A 24,349-nucleotide genomic window follows, 5' to 3' on the forward strand; every position below is an offset into this window, starting at 1 on the left:
TGCCCCCCACTTTTCCTGCTTTAGGCATATTGTCGCCCTCGGTTGGGGTTCTGCACACGCTTCGGTATAACGGCTAGACTTTGTTGGAGTTCAGCCTCTGGGCTGCTCTTGCTGTTCGCCAAGCGGATGCAGGTGAAAGCCTGATCTCCAACGCCGACTTCGCCCTCTTGATCCATCACCGGAGATCCATAAATGACGCCCGTCAAATCACTCAATCATGTCGGCATCGCCGTCCGTTCGCTCGACGCTCAACGTTCGTTCTACGAGGGAACGCTCGGCGCCGAATATGAAGGGACCGAAGACGTACCGAGCCAAAAAGTTCGCGTCGCATTCTACTTGATCAACGACGTTCGATTGGAACTGCTCGAACCGACCGATCCCGAGAGCGCGATTGCGAAGTTCATCGAAAAACGGGGCGAGGGCTTGCATCACTTGGCCTTCACCGTCGACGATATCCAAGCTCGGATTGCCGAGTACAAAGAAGGCGGCATTCGCATGATTGACGAGACCCCACGTCCGGGGGCTCACAAAGCACAAATCGCGTTTGTTCACCCCAAGAGCAGTTGCGGCGTGTTGACGGAACTTTGCCAGCCTGCTCACTAGTTTTTTTGGGTTGGCGTTCCGCTTTTCGCTGTTGCAACGGTTTGAAGAGAACCTTGCTTGCAGGCAAAGTCAGGACTCCAGCACCCCCCTTACCCATCCACTTCCGACTCGAGGAACCGATGTCGAGCTCAAAACTGTCTGTCAAAGACGATTTTCCACCTGTCGATTACGAAACATGGCGAAGCACGGTCGAAGCGACCCTGCATGGCGCTCCGTTTGAAAAGAAGCTCGTTTCGCACACGTACGAAGGGATCGACATTCAGCCGGTTTACACGCGGCGTGACGAACTCGAGGGCAAAGACCCCAGCGGATTTCCGGGATCTTCGCCATTCCTGCGTGGCAGCAAACCGCTCGGCAGCGTGCTCAACGGCACCGATTTGCGCCAAGAGCATGCTCACCCTGATATCGACGTCACCAACAAAGCGATTCTTGCGGATCTCGAAGGAGGGGTGACCTCGATTTTGATCAAGCTGGATACGGCCGCACGCCAAGGCAACCCGCCAAGCGAAGTGGGAGCATCCGTGGGTCATGATGGGGTGATGGCTTATGACGTTCACGACTTTGATGGCGTGCTCAAGAAAGTCGGCCTCGACATCATCGATGTCGCGCTCGATGCGGGCGCAGCCTACCTTCCCGCCGCCGCGACGTTGGCGGGGGTTTGGGACAACCGCGGCGTGATCCCGGCGAAAGCTCGCGGTGCGTTTAACGCCGATCCCTTGGCGGCTTTGGCCCGCGAGGGCAAGCTTCCCCTTTCCGCAGCGACTGCGATGAAGCAGTTGGCGGACCTCGCCAAATGGACGTCGCAGCATTACCCGCATGTCACGGCGGTTGGCGTCGACACCGCACCCTACCATGACGCCGGGGCGACGGCGGCCCAAGACATCGCGTTTTCGATGGCCACGGCGGTGGAGTACCTGCGAGCGATGACCGATGTTGGCATGTCCATCGACGACGCGGCGAAGCAGTTCTTGTTCCGCATCAGTCTGGGCACTCACCACTTCCTGGCGATCGCGAAGGTGCGAGCGGCACGGCAGCTTTGGGCTCGTGTGATCGAAGCGTCCGGCGGAAAACCGGCCGGGATGAAGATTCACACGCGAACGGGCAACCGCGTTCTGACCCAGCGTGATCCTTACGTGAACCTGCTTCGAAACACCGTTGCCGCTTTTTCAGGCATTGTCGGCGGTGCCGATGCGGTGACCTCGGTTCCGTTTGACCAAGCGGCTCAATTGCCCAACGATTTTAGTCGCCGGATCGCACGCAACACGGTGTTGATCCTCGATGAAGAGTCCCACCTGAACTGTGTCGTTGACCCAGCGGGTGGAAGCTGGTTCATCGAAAAGCTCAGTTCCCAGCTTGCCGAAAGTGCGTGGGGGCTGTTCCAACAGATCGAAGCCGAAGGAGGCATGTTCGCGGCACTGAAGAGTGGATGGATCGCTTCGCAAATCGATGCCGCCTACGCCCCGCGAGCCAAGGATATCGCGACCCGACGCGAGGGGATTACGGGGGTCAGCGAGTTTCCGAACCTTGCCGAAGAACAACTCGATCAGCGACCGGTTGACGTCGGTGCTCTTCGAAAAGCCGCCGCGGATCGTCAGAACGCCAAATCGGCGGAGATGAAGGACTTGTCCCTCGAGACGGTTTTGCCGGCCGCTTGCTTGAAGGCTGCCAGCGAGGGAGCGTCGATCAGCCAACTTGCTCGAGCGATCGGGTTCCACAAGTCGACAACCGAAATGACTGCGATTGAGCCTCACTTGTTTGCTCAACCTTTCGAAGAGCTTCGCGATGCAAGTGATGTGTGGTGCACGACCAAAGGCCAACGCCCTTGTGTGTTCTTGGCGAACATGGGGCCGGTTGCCCACCACACCGCCCGAGCGACGTTCGCCAAGAATTTCTTCGAAGCGGGTGGTTTCGAAGTGATTGGCAACGAGGGCTTCAACGATGCGGACGCTGTCAGTGCCGCACTGAAAGCGAGCGGTGCAAACATTGCCGTGATTTGCTCGTCGGACAAGCTCTATCCCGAAATGGTCCCCGCGGTCGCACCTGCGTTAAAGGCGGCTGGGGCACGATCGATTGTGTTGGCCGGACACCCTGCGGACAACGAGTCTGCGTGGCGTGAAGCGGGAGTCGATCGTTTTATCTTTATCAAATGCGACGTGTTGGCCACGCTACGCGAACTGCTCACTGACGAAGGAGTCCTTTCGTAATGAATGCCATCCCAAACTTTACCGAAGTCCCGTTGCAGTCCCCCGCTGCGTCCGATGCCTCGCTTGACGCGTGGAAGCAGGCGGTCAGCGACAACCAAGATCGTCTGAGCTGGAAAACGCCAGAGCAGATTCCGATCAATGCACTTTACAGTGCCGATGATTTGGCGGATTGTGATCACCTCGACACGATGCCCGGCTTTGCGCCGTTCATTCGCGGGCCGTACGCGACGATGTACGTCATGCGTCCATGGACCGTGCGTCAATACGCAGGTTTTTCCACTGCCAAGGAATCCAACGCGTTCTACCGCCGCAACTTAGCCGCGGGTCAAAAGGGGCTTAGTATCGCGTTCGACTTGGCGACCCACCGTGGCTACGATTCCGATCACCCTCGCGTTGCGGGCGATGTCGGCATGGCGGGTGTGGCGATCGACAGTATCTACGACATGCGAATGCTGTTCGATGGGATCCCGCTCGATAAGATGAGCGTGTCGATGACGATGAACGGTGCGGTCCTGCCCGTCATGGCGCTCTATATCGTTGCGGCAGAAGAACAAGGCGTAGAGCCCGAAAAGCTTTCGGGAACGATCCAGAACGACATCTTGAAGGAGTTCATGGTTCGCAATACCTACATCTATCCGCCCGAACCGAGTGTTCGCATCATCGCCGACATTTTCGATTACACCTCGCGTGCGATGCCAAAGTTCAACAGCATTTCGATCAGCGGGTACCACATGCAAGAAGCGGGTGCGACCGCCGACCTCGAGTTGGCTTACACGCTCGCCGACGGACTCGAATATGTTCGAACCGGCATCAAAGCGAACTTGGATGTCGACGCATTTTGCCCTCGATTGTCGTTCTTCTGGGGCATCGGGATGAACTACTTCATGGAAGTGGCGAAGATGCGAGCGGCGCGGCTGATTTGGGCCAAATTGATCAAGCAGTTTGATCCCAAGAACCCAAAAAGCTTGTCGCTAAGGACGCACAGCCAAACCAGTGGTTGGAGCCTGGTGGCACAGGACGTTTACAACAACGTGATCCGCACCTGCGTCGAAGCGATGGCAGCAACGCATGGCCATACGCAATCGTTGCACACCAATGCACTTGATGAAGCGATCGCGCTGCCGACGGACTTTTCGGCCCGAATTGCTCGCAACACGCAGTTGTTCTTGCAGCAGGAAACCGATACCTGCAGCGTGGTTGACGCCTGGGGCGGTAGCTACTTCTTGGAAAAACTGACCCACGATTTGGCACAGCGGGCCTGGGGGCATATCCTGGAGGTCGAAGAAGTCGGTGGGATGACCAAGGCAATTCAGGCGGGCATTCCAAAAATGCGAATCGAAGAAGCGGCCGCGCGAACCCAGGCCCATATCGATTCGGGGAAGCAACCCGTGATCGGGATGAACAAGTATCGCTTGGCGGTGGAAGATGAACTGAAAGTGTTGCAAGTCGACAACACCGCAGTCCGCACCGCACAAATCGAGAGTTTGAAAAAACTGCGAGCCGAACGTGACCAAATTGAAGTCGATGCGAAGTTGGCGGCGCTGACCGCTGCGGCGCGAGACAAGAACGGTAACCTGCTTGAATTGGCGGTCGATGCGGCTCGAGCGAAGGCGACCGTTGGGGAAATGAGTGCGGCGCTCGAAGAAGTTTACGGTCGCTACGAAGCGCCGGTGCAAGCCGTACGTGGTGTGTACGCCGGTGAAATCAAGGGACACGATTCGATGAAGAAAGTACTCGACTTGGTCGATCGGTTTGAAAAGGCCGAGGGTCGTCGGCCTCGTATCATGGTTGCCAAGATGGGACAAGATGGGCACGACCGCGGTCAGAAGGTCATCGCCTCGGCGTTTGCCGACCTCGGCTTCGACGTGGACATCGGTCCGCTCTTCCGGACTCCCGGTGAAACGGCAAAGCAAGCGGTCGAAAACGACGTTCATATCGTCGGTGTCAGCTCGCTTGCCGCAGGCCATTTGACGCTGGTGCCTGAGCTCAAGCAAGAACTGACCAAGCTCGGTCGTGAAGACATCATGATTGTTGCCGGTGGCGTGATTCCACCTCAAGATTACCAGGCGTTGTACGACGCGGGAGCCGCGGCCGTGTTCGGTCCCGGTACGGTGATCAGCGATGCCGCAGTGATGTTGCTTCAGAAGCTTGCGGATCAGCTTGAGATTTCGCTGGTCTCCTAGTGCAAAGGGCCCCAAGCGGTCGGTCGTACCCCCATTCTTCGCTGTGACAAATCACTAGCGGAGCGCTGCAGTTGATGCCTTGACGTGCCGGGCGGTCGGAGCCATGTCGTTGTTCTTCGTGAACAACGACAGGGTTCTGTGTTGGGTTGTTCCAGCTCTACCGCACGGCTCTCCTTCCCTCTCGCACGCTACGGCGTGACCTCCAACACTCCATTCCTCATGTCCCCCGCACCACGCCGTCGCCAACTGACCGCAGACGATTACTTCGCAGGCGTTCGCGACCGCAACCTGTCGGTCTTTGCTCAAGCGCTGACCGTGATCGAGTCGAGTAGTCCCCGGCATCGCCCGATTGCCGAAGAATTGCTCACACGGCTACTTCCGTTCACGGGTGATGCGTTGCGGATTGGAATTACGGGGGTTCCCGGCGTGGGCAAGAGTACGTTCATCGAAGCCCTGGGGATGCACTTGGTTCGGCGTGGATTGCAGGTCGCTGTTTTGGCGGTCGATCCCTCAAGCGGCGTCAGCGGGGGCAGCATTCTCGGCGACAAAACTCGTATGAATGAACTGGCGTCCGAGGTCAACGCGTTCATTCGTCCGTCGCCTGCGGCGGGGACGCTCGGCGGCGTGGCGAACAAGACACGCGAAACCATGTTTGTCGCCGAAGCGGCCGGTTACGATGTGGTTCTGGTCGAAACCGTGGGGGTCGGTCAATCGGAAACGATGGTGTGTGACATGACCGATTGTTTTTTGGCGCTGATGTTGCCAGGGGCCGGCGATGAGCTTCAAGGAATCAAAAGGGGGCTGTTGGAACTTGCGGATGTGATTGCGGTGAACAAAGCCGATGGCGACAACCGCAAAGCTGCGGAGCTCGCGGCACGGCAATACCACACCGCCTTGGAGTCGTTGACCGGACATGACCGTGAAAAAGCACCCACCATCTTGACCTGCAGTGCTCGTGACGATGCCGGCATCGAAGCGGTTTGGGAAGCGATCGAAACGAAGTGCCAAATGCGGCGAGACCGCGGTGAGTTTATCGATCGTCGCCAACGCCAAAATCTGCGATGGTTATGGGCACTGGTCGATGAGCATCTGCGGCGAGCGATCCACACGCACTCGGCCGTGAAGCAGATCTACGCCGACATTGAGCAACAGGTCCTGCTTGGTCAAATGCCGGCCGCAGCCGGCGCCAGGCAGATCTTTGCCGCGTTGGGGCTAGAGTAGCGACTCGCCCGTGATGCGTTGAAAGGCTTCGTGGTATTTCGCTGCCGTCTGCTCGATCACCTCGGGTGGTAGCGGAGGCGGATTGCTTTGTTTGTCCCATCCGCATGTCGACAAGTATTCGCGGACAAATTGTTTGTCGAACGACGGTTGAGCTGCACCTGGCGAATAGCTCGCTGCGTCCCAGAACCGAGAGCTGTCGGGTGTCAAGACTTCATCCACCAAGACCAATTCGTCATTCACGATGCCAAATTCGAATTTCGTGTCGGCGATCAGCAAGCCTCGGGTGGCTGCGTATTGGGAGGCCTGTTCGTAGATCTCGAGGCTCTTGCGGCGAAGTTCTAGCGCCAAGTCGCTGCCCACATCGGCGATCATTCGGCCAATCGATACGTTCTCGTCGTGCCCTTCTTCCGCCTTCGTTGCGGGCGTGAAGATGGCTTCGGGTAAGCGATCACATTGACGAAGCCCTGGGGGAAGCTTGTTGCCGCAGACCTCCCCGCTTGCCTCGTACTCTCGCAACCCGCTCCCTTCCAAATAGCCGCGGACCACGCATTCGAATGGGACCACCTTCGCTTTTTCGACAATCATGATGCGTCCCTCGAGCGGCGCGGTATCAAATTGATTCGACACGCGGACCGGGACGTCGCTGCTGCGCAAGTGATGGCGAACGTCGAGGCGAGAGAACCAAAACCGGCTCATTTGCGTCAGCAAACGGCCCTTGCCAGGGATCCCGCTCGGCAGGATGAAGTCAAAGGCACTGATCCGGTCGCTGCTGACGATCATCAATGCGTCGCCCAGATCGTAGACATCGCGTACCTTGCCGCTACGTCGTGGGAGCGGCAAGTGGGTCTTGAGCAGGGCGCCGGAGGCGTCGAATTCGTAAAGGTCGTCGGTCGGTTCGTTCGCGGTGGGGTTCATAAGCTTACTTTCGCAAACGATGCGATGGCCGACAAGCCGGCTCACTATTTTGGGGCTCGCCCTGTCTCGTCTCGCGTGCTGGGCGGTGAGAAAGTACAATACGCAAGGAACGCCAATCTTTCCGCAGAAGCTGGTCTCGGTTTCTGGCGGATCCAAAACGGTATGGCGGAGTTTTGCGTTGATTGGGTTTTCTTCTTTTCCTTGGAATAGCTTGGCTTGCAACTATGGGACAGTTTCACTTTGACGTCCCCGACACGGTGCAGGATCTGGTCAAGGAATCGCTGTGGAAAAATGCCTATATCTGTGGCATCGAAGGAGTTCCCTGGCAATCTCGCAGCGAATTTGATGGCTCGCAACTCACAATCACTCGCGGGATCGATTCGTCTGGGAAACTCTTTTTGGCCTGCCCGGTCGAAGGCGTCGGCTATACGACACTCAGCACGTGCAGTCTTCGTCCGCTCGACGAGCCCCATTTGTTGATGCTCGAATTGGCCCGCGGCAGTTGCTCGCGGGCTCGAGTTCAATCCGATGCTTGGGAACGTGCCGGGTTGGTGTTGAGCGCCAAGTTCAACGATCTTCTGCAACGGGGTACGGATCGATTTCTTGACGCCGCACAGCGGCGAGGTGACCCAGGCACGGCATCCGAAATCGCCGTCGAAGCGATCGCGTTCTTGACTCAGGCGCTGGCTGACCTCGGTGACAGCTATGCGATGCAGTCGATTGCATTCCGCAAGCAACGCGAGACACAGATTGGAACGTTGCTGGGTGCGTCGGTCGTTCCGCCTAGCCCCAAGGAAAGCCCGCATGCCGAGGACTATTGCAGCGCATTCAATACCGCAGCGGTGCGTGTCAGCTGGGCGGAAATCGAAACGGATTCAGGTCGGTTTGATTACGACGCGGCCGAAGCATCGATCCAATGGTGTGCCGCGCAGGGATTACGAGTCATTGGTGGACCGCTGTTGGATTTTCGTGAACGCATGCTGCCGCATTGGCTCTACCTGCTTGAAGACAACTTTGAATCACTGCTCGCGTCGGTTTGTCAGTTTGTTGAGCGAACGGTGGTTCAATTGCGTGGGACGGTCCAGCTTTGGAATTGTGCATCGGGACTCAATACGCCCGGTCCGCTGCAGCTTGATGACGAACAAGTCATGCGGTTGGCCGTAGGGATTTTGCAAACGGTTCGTCGCAACGACCCGAACACGCCAGCAATCATGAGTTTCGACCAGCCATTTGGCGAGTACTTGGCGAATCATCGTGATGGAATTTCGCCGCTGCACTTTGCCGATGCACTGGCACGTAGCGGACTCGGTATGGCAGGCTTGGGACTCGACATTCGCCTGAACTACTCCAGCGGCGCGACGCTGCCCCGATCGGCAGTCGACTTTGGTCAAATGATCGACCGCTGGGCGACGTTGGGAATGCCGTTGATGGTGCAGTTGGCAGTCCCTGGGGATCGTGGTGTTGACCAACACGCAACGTTACCGATCGAAACCTTACCGGCCACGCCGTGGGATTTGGATGCTCGCAGTGAGCAGCTTCGAGTCGCGGGACCGCTGATTCGAACGTTGTTAGCAAAACACTGCGTTCATGCTGTCGTCTGGGACGGTTGGTCGGACGCCGAGTCACACCTTTTGAGCCACTCAGGCATGATCGACGAGAACAACCAAGTCCGGCCCCTGCTGGAGTATTTTACTCGGGTCCGTCGGGAGTTCCTGGTTTAAGGCATCGCTTGTTCGGCGTAGGCGGCGAACTCCAAAGCGGCCTTCTCGGGATCGAATTTGCCTTGATGCAAAAGGACTCGACAACGGATGTCCAACGAGGTTCCCGCGCGAAGCGTGACCCCGGCGGTTGGTTTTCCACCCGTGAAGTGATGCACGCCGAAGGGATTGGCCGCAAACAATCCGTAAGTCCGTACGTGCCAAAAGCAGGGTGCCGCGAAACTGGACGGATGATAGAACAGGGTGATCCCAACCGTTTTGCCATCGACCGGGCCACTGTAATCGACCCAATTCGATTGCTTGCCCCAGGCTTCGCCGTCTTGAAGCCCTTCGGCATTGGTGATCTTTCCCCCTAATTTCGCATCGACCTTCATCGTTCCGGCCACGCGAATGCCAAAGCTCCCCTCTTTGGTGTCGCCAAAGTTCACATCGCCATCGGTCGCATCGAGTCGCAATTCGCAATCGATGACTCGTTGATCCTGCTGTGCGCCAAACGTAAAGGTGCGTGTGTCGCTCAACAATCGTTTGCCTGTCGCATCTCGCCATTCGTTCTTTGTGGTGACCACCACGTTGCCGGTTTTCGGATCAACCACGGCCTCCCCGGCGATTTGGACGATCTTGCCTGATCCCTCATCGTCGGCCCAAAAGTCAACGCCATTGACGTCTCCGTGCGTGAACCACAACGAGCGATGGTGGTCATGGTCGTGTTTTTCACCCGGCGTGCTGTCAAGCATTGGGAAATCACGGGTCATCCGTTGCCCACCCGGACCCTCTATCGGATAGACGATCGGCTTTCCGCCGCTGTTGGCCAAATAGGCAGCAAACAAATCCTCGCCTTGGAGGATCCGCCAGCCATCGGGGTTGGTGGTCGGAACGACCGAGAGTGTTTTTTGTTTTGCAGGTGCTTCGGCAAATGCAGGAATCGGCATCTGGAAACCGATCAGCAAAACGGTTGCGCTCAGAAAGGAATTCAATCGACGAAGGAAAGGAGTCATGGGGTGCTACTTGTCAAAGGTGGGGATTCGGAGGAAAGGCACATCAAGGCAAAAATGCTCGAGTGGACCGTCAAGGTTAAAACTGCGAGTTGGGACGTAGTGGACTTCGCCAGAGGTCCCTACGAACATTTGAGTTACGGATTTCTGGCGAAATCCACTACCCTGAAATTTATTGCTGACGGTCCACTAGTGCACGACATTGTTGCTGAACTGGTCGGGGCCGCCTAACATCGGCAGGTGTTGGTATTGAACCACTTTCCAAACGCCGCCCGTATTCTTTTGCATTCGCAGGATCAGCCGTCGCACGACGCGAAGGTCTCGAATCGATCCCGACTTGTTGCTCACGTCTGCTTTGACCGTTAGATCGACGTCTGCTTCGGTCGGGCTGCTGCCATCAATGATGTCGATGCCTCGGATCGAATTGATCTTGGCTGACTTAAAAGTATACAGGGGCAATTCTTGTCTTGCTTGCTGTTCGGCATCGGGGTCGCCGATGTATTGATACGTTTTTTCGTATTCCCCGGCTTCGACGGCCGCTGCGACTTCGAACAGGATCGTTTCGATTTGTTCGCGATCGGTGACCAACAACGATGCGGCAATCCAGGCGACGGGAATCAACAGCAGCAGAACCACACCGGCGATTCCGGGGAGGCGTTTCCCGGTTTGCAACCATCCGAACAAGAGGGCCGCGCCAATCAGCCCAAGCATCAAGGACACCATCAGCGGTTGTTCCGAAATCATGGTCATGACGGTGGGGTCCCTTTCGACAAACAGGGGTGGCGGGTTGCTACAGCCCCACCATTTCAAGCAAACGAAGCGCATTGGTGGTGGGCGAGACACCTTCCCGCATCTTGTAGTCAAACGTCATTGTATCGTGACCGTCGTCGCCCTTGGTGATCGTTTCGCGGAAATGAACGGTATGAGCCATCGAGTGGAGATCGGGTTCGTCAGCCAATTCCAAGTCATGCGTGCTGATCGCGCCGATGGACTGCAAGTTGATCAAGTGCCGCAGCACCTGGACGACAGCGATTTGGCGTTCGCGGCTGTTGGTGCCTTGAAGAATCTCGTCGAGCAAGAACAGCAACACGCGATCATCTTGCTGCGCCAGACGTCGGGCGTGATCGACGACTTGTTTGAGCCGGTGCAGCTCCGCCATGTAAAACGAGACCCCTTCGCTGAGGTTGTCACTGACGCGTATGCTTGTCGCCAACTCCATCGACGGCAGCGCGAACTCGCTCGCACACACGGGCGCCCCAGTCGCAGCCAACGCGACGTTCAATCCAATGCTTCGAAGCATGGTGCTTTTGCCCGACATGTTGCTGCCGGTCACCAACAACAACGTTCCCGATGGGCCTACCGAAACATCGTTGGTGACGCGGTCGGTATCATTCAGTAGCGGATGCCCGATCGAGACGGCGGCGAGTGTTCCACCCCCATCGCTCGTTGTTTTCCATTGCGGAAACGTCCACTGCGGATACTCATCTCGGAGCGCCGCAAGAGAGACCAACGATTCAAATTGTCCGAGAGCTTCGAACCAGTTGGAAACGACGTCACCGTACTGCTGTTGCCATTGCTCGAGCCGATGCAACACGCGGACGTCCCACAATGCGAAGGCCTGTAAAGGAAGGTAGACCAAGAACGTTGCGGCGGATTGCCGAAGTGATCCAGCCGAGGCAACCTTTTGTAACGATCGCATGCCTTCGGCAGCCGACCGTTCGCCCGTCAAAAGGGTATCGCGAATCTGTCCCAGTTTGGACATTTCTCCGTTGGCGTCATCGACCGGCAACTCATGGGCGGCGTCAAACAATTCGGCATAGTCGGCCACCGCACTGCGACTGGCCATGGCGATCGAAAAGATGCTGTGTGCCGGCCCAAGCATGATGCTAGTCATCAGCAGATTGATGAACCCGAGTCCAATCAAACCGGCTAAATGCAGTTTGGGATTTCCGGCAGCACTGATTCCAAGCACGGACGCAAGCACGCCAACGAAGAAAACGCCTGCAAGTATCGCCGAGACATTCGCCCAAATCGACAACCAGCGACGCGACTCGAGCCATCGCTCACCGCCGGCCCACGAAGCAAAGCGATCAGGATCCCCGCTGCTTTCGGCAACCTTTCGCGAAAGCATGTAAAAACGGATCCGTTCCTCGCGCAATGGAGCGAGCGTTTCAATCGCTCGAGTCCGTGGGATTGCCTCGGCGGCGATCGCAGGTCCGGTCAACCACGACGCAAGTGTACGAATACCCGGAGTGGTCGCGGTCATCGATACCAAGTGAAACAATGATGCCTTGCCAAGCAAATCCAAGTCGGTTGCGACGTCATGCTGAGCGGTGGGCAGTTCAATTTCCGATAATTGGCGGCTCAGGGTGGCGGTTGCCAGTCGCTGCCAATCTCGTTCGATTCGGGCGATCAGACGACGAACAACGGAGCGTTCACGACGAAGGGATTCTAGCTGATCACGAACCGGTTCATTCAAAATGACTGTGGTAAGAAAGCCGGCCAGCGCGATCCAACCGATCGGCCATGCCGATGGCATGCCGCCAAAGTGGGTCCCGAGAAACAGAAAGACAATCGCCAACAGAAACAAGACCACCCGAGCGGTGCCGAATTTCCGATCGCGAATCTTCAACAAGCTTCGCGCCGCTTCGATCTGTTGCAACTGAGTGCGATACCGATCAAGTGCGTCATCACCGTTGCCAACGTTTGTTCCTGAGATGGCGGTTGAATCGGTCAAGCGGGATCACCTTCCATCGATGAACGGCGAAAACGTGAGTTGGAAGTAGCCGAAACGACTTTCGCTGCGATCCGGTCTTGGAGATTGGGACGGAAAATGGTCAACAACAACAACGGCAAGAACCACGCAATGTACAAGCCGCCACCGTAGCCATGCCAGAATTGGGCCGCAACCATCACCGCAGCCGAACAACCAATCAACGTGCCGAGATTCTTCTGCGCAGGCCAGGCGGCGAGGAACGAACACAGGATCACAAATGCAACGATGACCGGTAGTCGCCAAATGGGATTCCAACCCAGCCCCCAAATTCCACCCAGACGCGCCTGTTCCACCTCGGGTTTGAATAGACCAAACATCGTTCGCAGATGCTCAATCAGTGATTCCGTCCCTGCGAACGACAACAACATCATCAGCAATCCGAGCATGGCGCCAACACCGATCAGGAACCGCCAGACACCGCGGCGCCAATAGAAACTGATCCAAAGCGGCAACAGAAACAGCGGGTAGTAGACCAAGCCCGAGGCAAGACCAAGGAAGATGCCGGCGAACAAGGGTTTGCGATAACATAGAACGGCCCATAGCAGTAACGCCGCAGGCAACGCATGGTCCACACGGCCGGTGTACTGCGCGGTGTAGGGCAACATCAAGTACAGCGTCGCGCAGCCCACACCGGCCTTGATGTTGCTGAAGTGCCAATTGCCGATCAGCACGATGCCGATCACGATGGCCGCGTGAGCTGCGATGGCAAGGACCTTGGCAAGGGTCGCGAGGTGAGCTTGAGGTTCGGTCAGTTCGGGTTCGGTCGCGGGTGCACCCGCGGCCAATGCATCGGTAACCGGTCGCGTTGGAATCGCCGGCAACATGTTCATCAACGCATATCCCGGCCCCAGTTTGGGGCCCTGCTCGATCTGAATGCGCGGCGTGCTATTGACCACATTGGCCATCATGAAAATGAACAACGAGACGCCGATGAACGTCAATCCGCCACTGGTGAGATTCGGATCCAATTGGGGACGGCGAACCATCAAAGGGTCAAGTAGCAGTCGAGTGAGAATCAGAAATTGGATCAAGAACAAGTAGATGAACCCGTAGCGACGGATGGACGCCGGTTCGACATCGCTATCGCTATCGGACGTCATCGGAGCCATCGCGACCGGGGCGTTCTCTTCCAAGCCGTCTTCAACCGGTGGCGCGGCGTCGATCGAGTCTGCAGCTGCGTCCGTTGCTTGAGGCAATGGAGCTAACAAGGAGACGAAGAATTCTCGGCTGGTGACCGACAACGGACCTTGTTGAGGCGGTTGTTGGCGCGCCGACGTTTGGCTTGCAGATGCGTCTTGGTTGCCGCCGCCTCCCGTCGGCATCGGTGGGGCGTGCCGCTGCGCGACCACTTCCGATTCGATCTCTTGGATTTGACGTTGCCATCCTTTGTGGACCATCAACAGTCCGGGCGCGAGCAGGATCAGCAGGATCACGTCGAGGTTGCGGAAACTCCAAAACCGATGGAAAACGAAAAACAACCCAATCGTCAAGAATGACGACAGGTAAACCCAAGTGGTTGGGTCAGGACGCCTGTAATAGAGCAGGATTTCGCTCATCAAGTTGAAGCAACGTTGGTTGCCGCTCGCTTTCACGTCACTCGATACTAAGAAACTAAACGATCTCTATAGGATACGTCGATTTGGGTCCACTGAAAAGCACGAGCCCGCCAGCCGATTGAGGGAGGCGCAAGAGCCCCTTACGGCTTTGGATGTTCGTCTTTTACGGTGTTTGAGGTCCGACGCTGCGACTAAGAGTCGATCTCGACCCGTTCGCCATGGGCGTCACGACAATCCATCTCGAGGTGTTCTGGGAATAACCCTTCGCTTCCGAGGATTTGGACCGCCATTTTACCGACGTCTTCCATCTCCATCACCTCACGACGTTTCTTGTTGTTCAAGTGTGCGGCGACTTCATCGTTGACGCGAATCGTGACGCGCTCGATGTGCTTGTTTTGAACCGCCAAGGCGAGCATCCGAATCACTTCGATCGACATGCTCTCGGCGGTCTTGACCAAGCCACGACCTTGGCAACATGGGCAATCGGTGTAGATGCTGCGTTTCAAACTTGGGCGGATTCGTTGCCGCGTCATTTCGATCAAGCCGAACGGGCTGGTCCGCAAGATCTTCGTTCTCGCACGATCGTTTGCCATCGCGTCGCGCAAGGCTCGTTCGAGTTTGCGGCGATGGCTTTCCTTTCGCATGTCGATAAAGTCATTGACGATGACGCCACCGAGGTCTCGCAAACGCAATTGACGAGCGATCTCTTTGGCCGCCGCCATGTTCAAGCGGAACGCATTTTCTTCGGCGGCATCGGTCCCTCGGAAATTGCCGCTGTTGACGTCGATCGCCACCAAGGCTTCGGTCGGGTCAATCACGATCGATCCACCTTCGGGAAGCGGCACTTGGCGTTGATTGATCCGCATGATCTCTTCTTCAAGTTTGTACTTGTGAAACAGCGGTTGCGCGCCGTCATGCAACTTCAATCGGTCAACCACGCGCGGCATGACCATCCGTAAGAAGTCCTTGGCTTTCTCGTACGATTCACGCTCGTCGATAATGATTTGGTCAATGTCTTCGCTGTAAATGTCGCGAATCGTTCGAATGATCAGATCGCTCTCCTCATACAGCACGCCGGGGTCGTTGCTGCCTTTGACGCGTCGAACGATCGCTTTCCAAAGTCGCAGCAAGTATTCGAGGTCGCGCTGCAATTCGGGCTCGCTACGGCCCGCACCCGCGGTACGCACGATAAAGCCGAGTCCTTTGGGCGGGTTTAGCGACAGCAAGCATCGTTTCAATCGTTTGCGGTCGTCATCATCTTCAATCTTTCGACTCACCCCGACGCGACCGAGCGCAGGCATCAGCACCAAGTAACGGCCAGGAATCGAAATGTAGGTGCTCAGTGTCGGGCCTTTGGTCCCGATGCCTTCCTTGATGACTTGAACCAACACCTCGTCGCCACGGCGAAAGATTTCTTGGATCGGTGGCTTGACGCGTGGACGCCCGCCTTTGAAAGCGTGTTTTCGACCATGCCCTGAATCCCGCGCTCGTTTGGCAGCCGCTTCGGCCATTTCATCCGATTCTCGCATCACTTCTTCGGGGTCGTAACCTCCTTGACGAAAATACTGAGGTTCGACGTCACTGATGTGCAGGAAACCGTTGCGGCCGACGCCGAAGTCGACAAATGCCGCCTGGATGCTCGGCTCTAAGTTGACAATCTTGCCGCGATAAATATTGCCGGCAAACGCTTCGACGCTTTTCCGCTCGATGTAGAGTTCGTCAAGTCGGTCGTTCTCAAGAACGGCAATCCGACACTCCTCGGGCTGCAACACGTTGATCAACATTTCTTTCTTCATGAACATTCACCTTTCAGGTGTTTGGCCAGCTGGGTACGAACGAAAACGGTCGGTTCGTATGGACGCTCGCCGGGGTTTCGTATGCGGTGTTTAGGTTGTTTCGGCTCGAACGAACTCGTTGGCATCGTCGGATTCAAAATCGCTCTCTAAGGCAACGCGGACCCGCGCGACCGACGATCCGTTTTCGATCCAATCGTCAAAGCCAAGCAGAGCCAGGACATCATGCGGTTTCAGCGATGCCGCATCGGTTGCGGCAAGCGACAAATGCAGGTGGCTCGGGCCCAGTTCAAGCTTGGGGATTTGTGTGGCCACCGTAGCAACCACGGGTTTCTTTTTTCTCTCGATCGATACCGTGTCTTGTTTTTTTAACTGTTCAATGGCATCGTTGATTTTTGCCCGGTCGGTGCCTTCGGGGATCGTGATCGTGTAGTCGCTGCATCGCAGTTGCGCTTTCTTCGCGCCTGCGGGCAACCGGGCCACACTCTTGATGGTCAGTCCCGGTTGGTTGTCGCTGGCGAGTCGTTCAAGCAACTCGGCGGGTGACAAGTCCTCGGCAAGGTCAAGTTCGACCACTTCGTCAAATCCTTCGACACCCAGGGCCAACGCCGAGGGGAATCCGATGCGGGGTTTGGGGTGAAAGCCTTCGGTCATGGACGGTTTTAACGCCACGCGTCGAACGACTCGTTCCCAAAGCCGAGCAAGGTCGCGATGGCTAATCCAACGCAACAAATCCTTTTTTTCGAAACGAACGCGGTAGCGAATTCGTAGCACTGCCTCGAGAGGCTGCTGCGGCGTCCGGCTTGTGGCTGATTCGGTTTGATCCGTCAAAGTACTCATTTTCGTTCTTGCGGGATTCTGCAATCGGAGGAGGATCCCAATTGTGTTTCTCGCTTCTGCTATTTCAGAACCAATTCCGGTACCAAGTCACCCAACCGGTCGAGCAAATACAGGTCGACGTCGCGAGCGGTTTGGAACTTCATCACGCGTTCGGCGATCTGTTGGCATTGCTCCATCGTCACGCTGCGAATGGCCTTCTTGACACGATGCAGTGTCGACGGTGGAACGCTCAAGTTCCGCACGCCGAGTCCGATCAGCAACAGTGCTCGAGCCGGGTTGCTGCTCATCTCGCCACAGACGGCAATGGGGGTGTCATTGGCGTCTGCCACTTCGATGCTTCGGGCGATCAAGCGAAGCACGGCGGGATCACAGGATTGATACAAATCGGCAACATATTCGTTGCTGCGGTCGACCGCTAAGGTGTATTGGGCCAAATCGTTCGTGCCGATACTGAAGAAGTCAACTTCGCGGACGAAATGGTCAAGCATCACCACGGCGGCAGGGACTTCCACCATCATTCCCACCGGGATATCCGATCGGTAGGGGATGCCCGATTCGCTCAAATCCTCTGCAACCACGTTCAACAGCATTCGTGCTTGACGCAATTCGACGATCGTCGTGATCAGCGGAAACATCACGCGGATATCACCGTGGACGGCTGCCCGTAAGATCGCTCTCAATTGGGGGCGAAACAAATCCAGATTACGAAGTGACAAGCGAATGCTTCGGAGACCGAGGAACGGGTTGTGCTCTTGTTCGACCAACGGCCGATGTCCCATCTTGTCCGCGCCAAGATCGAGCGTTCGGATCACGACCGGACGGCCATCCATTTCACGTACCACTTGGCTGTACGCTTCGTAGTGATCTTCCTCGCTCGGCTCATCGGCACTCGACAAGTACAAGAACTCGGTTCGATACAAACCGATTCCGTCGGCCCCCCGTTCCAAGCAAGCATGTGCTTCTTGTGGGAACTCAATGTTGGCGCTCAATTGGATCCGAAGGCCATCGGACGTTTCGGCCGGCAAATCCTTTAATTCGGCAAGGCGTGCGGTAAGCGATTGACGCTGCTGCAGCCGTAGCTGGTAGTGTTCCAACGTGGCCGCATCGGGATCGATGATCACCCGACCGCGATCGCCATCGACAATGACATGCGCTGCGCTGCCGATCGCGTCAAGAAACGGTCCGATTCCAACGACCGCCGGCAGTTCGAGGCCTTTCGCAACAATGGCCGTGTGGCCGCCGGGACCCCCTGTTTCGGTGCAAAAACCACGCACGTAGCGACGATCCAAGCCGGCCGTTTCGCTCGGGGTGAGCACATGCGAAAGGACGATCACCGGTTCGGTCAAATCCGAAAGCGGTTGCCGAGAAACCGCGCCGAGTTCCAGCAGCAGTTGTTTCTCAATATCGAGCACATCCTCGGCGCGATCGGCAAGCAGCGGATTGTCGAGTCGGCGGAGTGCGGTGGCGTAATTGTTCAGCACGCGGCTGACCGCATACGCGGACGATTGGAAATCCTCCTGGATGCGACGCCCCAGCTCCGCATGCAGTCGCGGGTCGTGCAACATTTGCAACTGGGCTGCAAAGATGTCGCCTGTATTGGCGCCGGCGACAGCCGAAGTTTCAAGCCGGTTCGTTTCCAATCGAGCCGAGACGGCGTCGACCGCAGTCGTGAGGCGCGCGAACTCGCCCGCCGCATCTTCTGCGGCGACCAAGCAACGGGGAATTCGATATCCGTCCGCGTCCAAAACGAGCGCGGGACCGATAGCGACTCCCGGCGATACGGGGATACCTTGTAATTCGATCATCAAAGGATCGGCTTATTCGCCCATTTCCTCGAATCCCGCTTCGAACAAACCCACGATCGCTTGGACCGCGGTTTCTGCATCCGAACCATGCGCTGACACCGACAACTCCGTTCCCGCAGCTGCCCCAAGGGTCAGTAGTGACAGAATGCTTTTGCAATCGACGTGTTCGCCACCCTTGCCGATCTTGATCGTCGATTCGAACTGCTGCGCGAGTCGGACCAACATGTCGGCGGGGCGAGCATGCAATCCCTGGGGATTGCGCACGACGACCGTCGTTGAAAGCGAGGAATCATTATTCATTAGCCAGATACAAACTGGTTGTCGTCGGCTTCTTGAAGCAACTGGCTGATGTCGTCGGCCGTTTTGCTCTGCTTGAGGAACCGGCAGAAATTCTCGTCGCGTAATTGACGCGAAATGTTCTCGAGCGCCCGCAAGTGATCGCCGGGACGTTCCGGTGGGCTAATCAACAGGAAAAACAATTGAACACGCTCGCCGTCGAGGGAATCGAAATCGACCCCTTCGGAACTGACCCCTACCGTGCCAACCAACTTCTGCACGCTGGGGTGCTTGGTGTGAGGGACCGCGACGCCACGACCGATGCCGGTGCTGCCGAGATCTTCACGCTTCATGATGGCCGAAATGATGTCTTCTTGCTGATCGGCTTCAATTTGGCCCGAGTCCAAAAGCGATTGGACCAATTCTCGAATAACCTCTTCCTTCGAAACGGCCTTCAAATCCGCACGAATGGCTTTGGTGTTGATAAAGTCTGCGAACTTCATTGGGATGGGATTCCTTTATGAAATCAAATGGATGAGTTGCATCTGCGAGATCGATGGACCACATCGGTCGAACGTTTCCGGTCGACTCGCTGCAGCCAAGGCTTCTCTCAGTGATTGACGCGAAGGAGCATGCCGAAAGGGTCGCCAAGGACCAAGTGCGACTATTCCTCTTCCGCAGCAACCGAAGGGTCAATGTGTTTGTGTCCTGCGGTCCGATGACCGGTCTTTTTCTCTTTGAGTCGGCGGAGTTGCTGTTCGACTTTCGGAATCGCTAAATCGAGTGCGGCGATCACCGTGCCGGCGGCTGCGGTGGAGAGACAATCGTCGGTCTTCTCCGCCGAAACACGTATTTCCAAGGAAGGCTTGTCCAAATTTTCTAAGTCGACGGTGACTTCGATCGCATTGATTCGGTCGTAAAGACGCCGTAACTTTTCCGCCTTCTCCACGATAAGCTGTTGATCGCCTGGTTGAAGACTGCCGTGACGCGCCGAGACGCTTACCTGCATCTTGATGTCTCTCCGTGATCGGTAGAAATGAACGTGCGGACTCGAAAGAAACGAGGAAAGAACACAGATCCTTTCGCCCGGCCTACTGACGAAGTCCTGAGCACAAACCGTTAGCATACGCGAGAAACGCTCCAAAGAATAGCGATCCTTTTTCCTATTCCTTACAGAACCTGTTCGCAACCTGCCCGAAGATGTGGTCGCATGTATACATCTGCCGTATTTCGTACCCTTGCCCCGGTGACAACATCGCTAAGGGCGTGTTATCTTATCCGCCTAACGATTCACCCAAAACTTCCTCGTAACCCCTTTGGTTCACATGGCCCGAAAGGTCGTCAGTCGAAAAGCGAAAGCAGCGGAGGCGGAGGCTGCGGAAAAGCAGGCTACGGCCAAGAAAAGAGCGACAAAGAAGAGAGCGTCGACTCGAAAGACGAAGAAGAAGGCGGCGGAAGATGTCCGTCTGAAACTCTATTGGGGGGTGTTTAGCCAGAACCTCAAACGCGTCGCTGTTTTCGAGTTTGATCAGAAGAAGGAAGCGGAGAAACGTGCGACCGAATTGAGCAAAGGGGGCAAGTCGCCTCACTTTATTCAGAAGGTCAAAGAAGAGATCAAACTCGAAGGCGAATAGTCGTTTAGCGGAGCGAATTTGACTCAATCATCTGGCGGCTCGCCCTCGGTGGATCGCCGCTCGCCCTCGGTACAGCGCCGTGTGCCTGCGGAATGGGAGCCACAGCAAGCCATTTGGCTTTCATGGCCCCATAACAAAGAGACTTGGCCAGGCTTCTACAAATCCCTGCCTGCCTTCTATGCGGCCTGGGCCGAGACGCTTTCTCAGAGCACCGACGTGCGAATGCTGGTTCCGCCCACACAGCTTGCGTTGGCGAAAAAACGGCTTCAGGTTGGCGATGCTTCGCTCCGTCGCGGCCGCCTCGAACTGGTCGTGGTGGAAACCAACGATGCGTGGGTGCGTGACTACGGCCCGACCTTTGTCTATGACCGTCATGAGGATCGGTTGTTGGGGGTCGATTGGCGGTACAACGCGTGGGGCGGAAAGTACTCGCGTTGGGAGGCCGACGATGCGGCTGCCGCGGCCATTTGCGAGCATATTGGAATCGACTCGGTTCGTAGCAAGCTGTGTTTGGAAGGCGGTGCGATGGAAACCGATGGCCAAGGTCGCTTGTTGACCACGCCGGAATGTCTGGTCACCGATACGCGAAATCGTGGCTGGTCCAGCGAGCAGATCGCGATGGAGCTTCACACGCAACTTGGGGTGACCGAGATTGTCTGGCTCACAGGAGGTGGCTTGGTCGGTGACGATACCGATGGACATATCGATCAACTCGCTCGTTTTCTTGATCCCGAAAATGTGGTGGTCGCTGTCTGCGACGATCCCGACGATCCCAATCATCAGCCTCTTGAAGCAAACTATCGCCAACTCCAGTTGTGGGCCAGCGAGACTGACCCCCAAGTCCAGGTGCATCGGTTGCCGATTCCCGCCGCTCGTGAAATCAACCAGCAACGGGTGCCGGAAAGCTACTGCAATTTCTTGATGCTTGGGCGAGACCGTTTGTTGGTCCCGGCGTTTGGCCAGCAAGCGGCAGACGATCAGGCGAGAGGAACGTTGCAAGAGCTAGCGCACGGAGCCGTGGTGGAAACGATGGATTGCCGCGATTTAGTTTGGGGCCTCGGAGCCCTGCACTGTGCAAGTCGTGATCAACCGTTGTGCTGAGAGCAGGAACTGCTCGTCCTTTGTCACAGGTCATGCCTCGCAAAACCGCCAGCCTGTATTCGATGACCCACAGCTTCCGCGGAAATCGGGTCTCAGCTGTCGACGGACCACCCCTTCTTGGGTTGCGCGTGGATCACGGGATCATGGTGTGTGGACAGTTCCTTGATCCTTTGGCTCGTTTTTTCAACCGCTTGTTGATTGATCAGAGGCAGCAGCGATAGGCGGAACGACACGGTCTCGCCCGGTTGAAGCGTGACCATGCGATCTTGCTCGGTTTCGAAGGACCGAGCGTTGGGATAGTTCGTGGCGGGTTCCATTCCGACGACATAGCCATCACTTTTCGCAGCCGTGTTTTTCCAGAGGATAAAGCGAGGCAACTTGCTGGTGTTGTACGTCACCGCCATGCCTCGAGATTTGTCTTGGGAACGGACCATCGTGGTGGTCTCGTTCGAGTCGTCGTGGCACAAGGTCGCAAAATAGACTCGTTCTCGATAGCCGTTCTCAGGCTTCTCAAATTGATTCCAGTGGTCCATTTCAGCTGCCGACAGCGCATCTTTGGGGGCAAGTTCTTCGATCGGGGCTTCCAAGACGGCACCCTCTTCAAGGATCGGGGAACCGATGTTGATATGGTACAGCAACTGCATCGTCGCTTCGGTCGATAGCTCGTTGGTCACATCATCCATCAAATAGACGCGGTGGCTGCCGGCTTGGACGCGAATGCGACTCTTGAGTCGCAGCCGTTTAAAGAACAATCGCGATTCGATGACCTCGCCGACGAGATCCAATCGCCCCGAGGCTTCGTCGTATTCGATGGCCAAAGAATCGGCGGCAAGGTTTCCAATTCGGCCGTGCAGCGGGTAGACGAGTTGGCCTTGTTCATCGTGCTGCGGAGCGCCGTTGCTTTCGAGTCCGCATCGCACCACCAATTCGTCAAAGCCTTCGAGCCAGCCCAATCCACTGGGGTCGAAGGTCGGGACCAGCGCCGGATGGACCGGCCCCGAAATGGGGGAATCCCAACCGTAGCGGATACCTTCGGATTCGATTTTCCAAATCGACATGCCGCGAGTCGGCAGCACGGTGACACGAACGGCGCCCGAGTCGATTTCGACCACTTCGACGCCATGCGACACCCCTCCGACGAACCGCCCGTGGCGGGTTTGGATATTTCCTTGGCGAGTTTCCACGGCCATCGAAAGTGGGGAGGCATCGTCCCACACAATTTGGGATTCGCGATCATGCCAGATGCGATGAGAAGCGGTTTCAGTCATAGTGAATTCATCCTGTTGAAAACAAAGGTTGGAGGGGGGGGATCGGGTAGGGAAGATTTTGTGCGTCTTTGAGGGGTTTTCTTGTCGCGCTGTTGCCGAGTTCGATGGAACCAAATACAACAGGGATTCCGCTGTGCCCTGTTAAGGGCGGCATGATTTTCCTCCCGGACGTCTTTCCCGCCTGGCGCTCGCCGCCTGAAGCTGCGAAAAACTCGCGCCGGCCTATTGGTTGATCGATCTGTAAGCACAAAGCGTACTACGAACCACGAGCAACGTGAAGTTGGACGATAACTTGCCCAAAGCGGGTAGCTAAGCTTTACGAAAAAAGGAATCACTGACGATGAAATTGCATAATGCGATGTGGCCGGGGCTTGTGGGTAAAGGGACCGACGAGGGGCAAGAACCACCGATCAGCCTCGAACGGATGCTTGATTTGACTGCCGCTGCGGAAGTCGATGGGCAAAAGTTTGACGGGATCGACTATTTCTTGTTCCTGCCCCATACGAACCCTGAAGCGTCGGATGATGAGATCCGCCAAATCGCTGACATGATCGCCAGCAAAGGGTTCAATGTCGGTTCAGTGGTCGCACCGGTTTGGAAGGGAACCGTCGGTGATTCGGCGATGGGCAATAGCGAACAACGCGAATTGTTTTTGTCGGCTGTGAAAGTGGCATGCCGGATCGCTGGCATTTTCAACGAACATGGCGTGCGCAAGTACGGTGTGATTCGAATCGACAGCGCTGAGTTCGGCCTCGATGCGTGGGGGCAAGATCCCAAAGCGAACACGCAAAAGATTGCTGGCACGTTCAAAGAGGCGGCGAAGATTGCAGCGGATCATGGCGAACGCTTAGCGGCGGAAGGCGAAATTTGCTGGGCCGGCATGCATTCTTGGAAGGAGATGCTCAACCTGCTCGAAGCCGTCGGCATGCCAGAAACGTTGGGCTTTCAAGCGGACTTGGCTCACACCTATTTGTACTTGATGGGATACAACGCACCGGAGCATGCACTGCTGCAGGACGGCTACAGCGAAGACGAATTCTATGCCGCCTACACGCAAATGACCGATCAGCTGCGTCCTTGGACGATCGATTTTCATGTCGCCCAAAATGATGGCGAAGTCCATGGTGCCGGCGATCATGATAAGACCGGTAAGCACTGCCCGGCGGATGATCCCAATGGCAAGCTGGATATCGTGAAGTGCTCGAGCTATTGGCTTAAGGACGCCGAAAGTCGCGGAATTCAACACATTTGCTGGGACGGCTGCATGTTCCCCAATGCGGTGCTCGAGGATCCCAAAACGTGGAACACGATTTTGAAGACGATGATTCAGGTTCGCGATGATCATTTGGCAGGTAAGGGCCCGCACACCCTGTAAAGGCCTCGGCCCCGTCCTGAACAAGCAACCGCGTGAATTGTGACGAGACATCGAGGTGCCTTGTCATGCGATTTTTCGCCACGCGGTTC

At 56.5% G+C, this 24,349-nt stretch carries 21 protein-coding genes; 9 read left to right on the forward strand and 12 right to left on the reverse strand.

Annotated features, from left to right (window positions below):
- Positions 1–192: 192 nt before the first annotated feature.
- The 4 genes from mce (at position 193) to meaB (ending at position 6,211) form a co-directional block, all read left to right on the forward strand.
- The gene (gene mce / locus Poly41_RS05610) at positions 193–603 is read left to right on the forward strand and encodes a methylmalonyl-CoA epimerase (RefSeq protein WP_146524850.1); all 411 of its coding nucleotides are present in this window, start codon (positions 193–195) and stop codon (positions 601–603) included.
- Between the two features lie 119 nt (positions 604–722).
- Positions 723–2,807 (forward strand): methylmalonyl-CoA mutase family protein, encoded by a 2,085-nt coding sequence (locus Poly41_RS05615; RefSeq protein ID WP_146524851.1) that lies wholly within the window; start codon positions 723–725, stop codon positions 2,805–2,807.
- Complete coding sequence (gene scpA, locus Poly41_RS05620) at positions 2,807–4,990, forward strand: methylmalonyl-CoA mutase (RefSeq protein WP_146524852.1); 2,184 nt, start codon at positions 2,807–2,809, stop codon at positions 4,988–4,990. Before Poly41_RS05615 ends, scpA begins: the two co-directional genes overlap by 1 nt.
- A gap of 219 nt (positions 4,991–5,209) precedes the next feature.
- A complete protein-coding gene (gene meaB / locus Poly41_RS05625) occupies positions 5,210–6,211 on the forward strand; it encodes a methylmalonyl Co-A mutase-associated GTPase MeaB (protein WP_146524853.1) in 1,002 nt (333 codons plus the stop codon).
- Here meaB and Poly41_RS05630 read toward each other — a convergent pair.
- Complete coding sequence (locus Poly41_RS05630; protein WP_146524854.1) at positions 6,203–7,126, reverse strand: phosphoribosylaminoimidazolesuccinocarboxamide synthase; 924 nt, start codon at positions 7,124–7,126, stop codon at positions 6,203–6,205. The two genes, meaB and Poly41_RS05630, sit on opposite strands and share 9 nt — an antisense overlap.
- 24 nt (positions 7,127–7,150) lie before the next feature.
- On the opposite strand from Poly41_RS05630, the gene Poly41_RS05635 reads away from it, so the two are divergent.
- Together Poly41_RS05635 and Poly41_RS05640 are read left to right on the forward strand one after the other, a co-directional pair.
- Positions 7,151–7,336 (forward strand): hypothetical protein, encoded by a 186-nt coding sequence (locus tag Poly41_RS05635; RefSeq protein ID WP_146524855.1) that lies wholly within the window; start codon positions 7,151–7,153, stop codon positions 7,334–7,336.
- A gap of 14 nt (positions 7,337–7,350) precedes the next feature.
- Complete coding sequence (locus tag Poly41_RS05640) at positions 7,351–8,847, forward strand: glycoside hydrolase family 10 (protein WP_146524856.1); 1,497 nt, start codon at positions 7,351–7,353, stop codon at positions 8,845–8,847.
- Here Poly41_RS05640 and Poly41_RS05645 read toward each other — a convergent pair.
- The 10 genes from Poly41_RS05645 to Poly41_RS05690 all read right to left on the reverse strand — a co-directional run bounded on the left by Poly41_RS05645 (position 8,844) and on the right by Poly41_RS05690 (position 19,891).
- Positions 8,844–9,839 carry a DUF6807 domain-containing protein gene (locus Poly41_RS05645; RefSeq protein WP_146524857.1) on the reverse strand — a complete coding sequence of 332 codons (996 nt, stop codon included), beginning with the start codon at positions 9,837–9,839 and terminating at the stop codon, positions 8,844–8,846. The genes Poly41_RS05640 and Poly41_RS05645 overlap by 4 nt on opposite strands.
- A gap of 186 nt (positions 9,840–10,025) precedes the next feature.
- The gene (locus Poly41_RS05650; RefSeq protein WP_146524858.1) at positions 10,026–10,586 is read right to left on the reverse strand and encodes a hypothetical protein; all 561 of its coding nucleotides are present in this window, start codon (positions 10,584–10,586) and stop codon (positions 10,026–10,028) included.
- Between the two features lie 40 nt (positions 10,587–10,626).
- Positions 10,627–12,573, reverse strand: a complete 1,947-nt coding sequence (locus Poly41_RS05655; RefSeq protein ID WP_146524859.1) for a MutS family DNA mismatch repair protein — start codon at positions 12,571–12,573, stop codon at positions 10,627–10,629.
- The gene (locus tag Poly41_RS05660; protein WP_146524860.1) at positions 12,570–14,168 is read right to left on the reverse strand and encodes a hypothetical protein; all 1,599 of its coding nucleotides are present in this window, start codon (positions 14,166–14,168) and stop codon (positions 12,570–12,572) included. The genes Poly41_RS05655 and Poly41_RS05660 overlap by 4 nt, the downstream gene beginning before the upstream one ends.
- 191 nt (positions 14,169–14,359) lie before the next feature.
- The gene (locus tag Poly41_RS05665) at positions 14,360–15,964 is read right to left on the reverse strand and encodes an Rne/Rng family ribonuclease (protein WP_146524861.1); all 1,605 of its coding nucleotides are present in this window, start codon (positions 15,962–15,964) and stop codon (positions 14,360–14,362) included.
- Between the two features lie 90 nt (positions 15,965–16,054).
- On the reverse strand, positions 16,055–16,801 hold the full coding sequence (locus tag Poly41_RS05670; protein ID WP_146524862.1) for a TIGR03936 family radical SAM-associated protein: 747 nt from the start codon (positions 16,799–16,801) through the stop codon (positions 16,055–16,057).
- 59 nt (positions 16,802–16,860) lie between these two features.
- A complete protein-coding gene (gene ptsP, locus Poly41_RS05675) occupies positions 16,861–18,606 on the reverse strand; it encodes a phosphoenolpyruvate--protein phosphotransferase (protein WP_146524863.1) in 1,746 nt (581 codons plus the stop codon).
- A 12-nt stretch (positions 18,607–18,618) separates the two neighbouring features.
- Positions 18,619–18,906, reverse strand: coding sequence for an HPr family phosphocarrier protein (locus tag Poly41_RS05680; protein ID WP_146524864.1), 288 nt, complete (start codon positions 18,904–18,906; stop codon positions 18,619–18,621).
- Positions 18,906–19,385 carry a PTS sugar transporter subunit IIA gene (locus Poly41_RS05685; protein ID WP_146524865.1) on the reverse strand — a complete coding sequence of 160 codons (480 nt, stop codon included), beginning with the start codon at positions 19,383–19,385 and terminating at the stop codon, positions 18,906–18,908. The genes Poly41_RS05680 and Poly41_RS05685 overlap by 1 nt, the downstream gene beginning before the upstream one ends.
- 161 nt (positions 19,386–19,546) lie before the next feature.
- The gene (locus Poly41_RS05690) at positions 19,547–19,891 is read right to left on the reverse strand and encodes an HPF/RaiA family ribosome-associated protein (RefSeq protein WP_146524866.1); all 345 of its coding nucleotides are present in this window, start codon (positions 19,889–19,891) and stop codon (positions 19,547–19,549) included.
- A gap of 316 nt (positions 19,892–20,207) precedes the next feature.
- Between Poly41_RS05690 and Poly41_RS05695 the strand changes: the two genes are divergently transcribed.
- Together Poly41_RS05695 and Poly41_RS05700 are read left to right on the forward strand one after the other, a co-directional pair.
- Entirely contained in the window at positions 20,208–20,516 is a 309-nt protein-coding gene (locus tag Poly41_RS05695; RefSeq protein ID WP_146524867.1) for a hypothetical protein, read from the forward strand.
- Positions 20,517–20,534: 18 nt separating this feature from the next.
- Complete coding sequence (locus Poly41_RS05700) at positions 20,535–21,617, forward strand: agmatine deiminase family protein (RefSeq protein ID WP_231615422.1); 1,083 nt, start codon at positions 20,535–20,537, stop codon at positions 21,615–21,617.
- Between the two features lie 92 nt (positions 21,618–21,709).
- Here Poly41_RS05700 and Poly41_RS05705 read toward each other — a convergent pair whose 3' ends face one another.
- Entirely contained in the window at positions 21,710–22,885 is a 1,176-nt protein-coding gene (locus Poly41_RS05705; RefSeq protein ID WP_146524868.1) for an aldose 1-epimerase family protein, read from the reverse strand.
- Positions 22,886–23,225: 340 nt separating this feature from the next.
- Between Poly41_RS05705 and Poly41_RS05710 the strand changes: the two genes are divergently transcribed.
- Positions 23,226–24,260 carry a sugar phosphate isomerase/epimerase family protein gene (locus Poly41_RS05710; RefSeq protein WP_146524869.1) on the forward strand — a complete coding sequence of 345 codons (1,035 nt, stop codon included), beginning with the start codon at positions 23,226–23,228 and terminating at the stop codon, positions 24,258–24,260.
- Positions 24,261–24,349: the final 89 nt, after the last annotated feature.

Origin of the sequence: Novipirellula artificiosorum (assembly GCF_007860135.1) — a bacterium.
Taxonomy (GTDB): Bacteria; Planctomycetota; Planctomycetia; order Pirellulales; family Pirellulaceae; genus Novipirellula_A; species Novipirellula_A artificiosorum.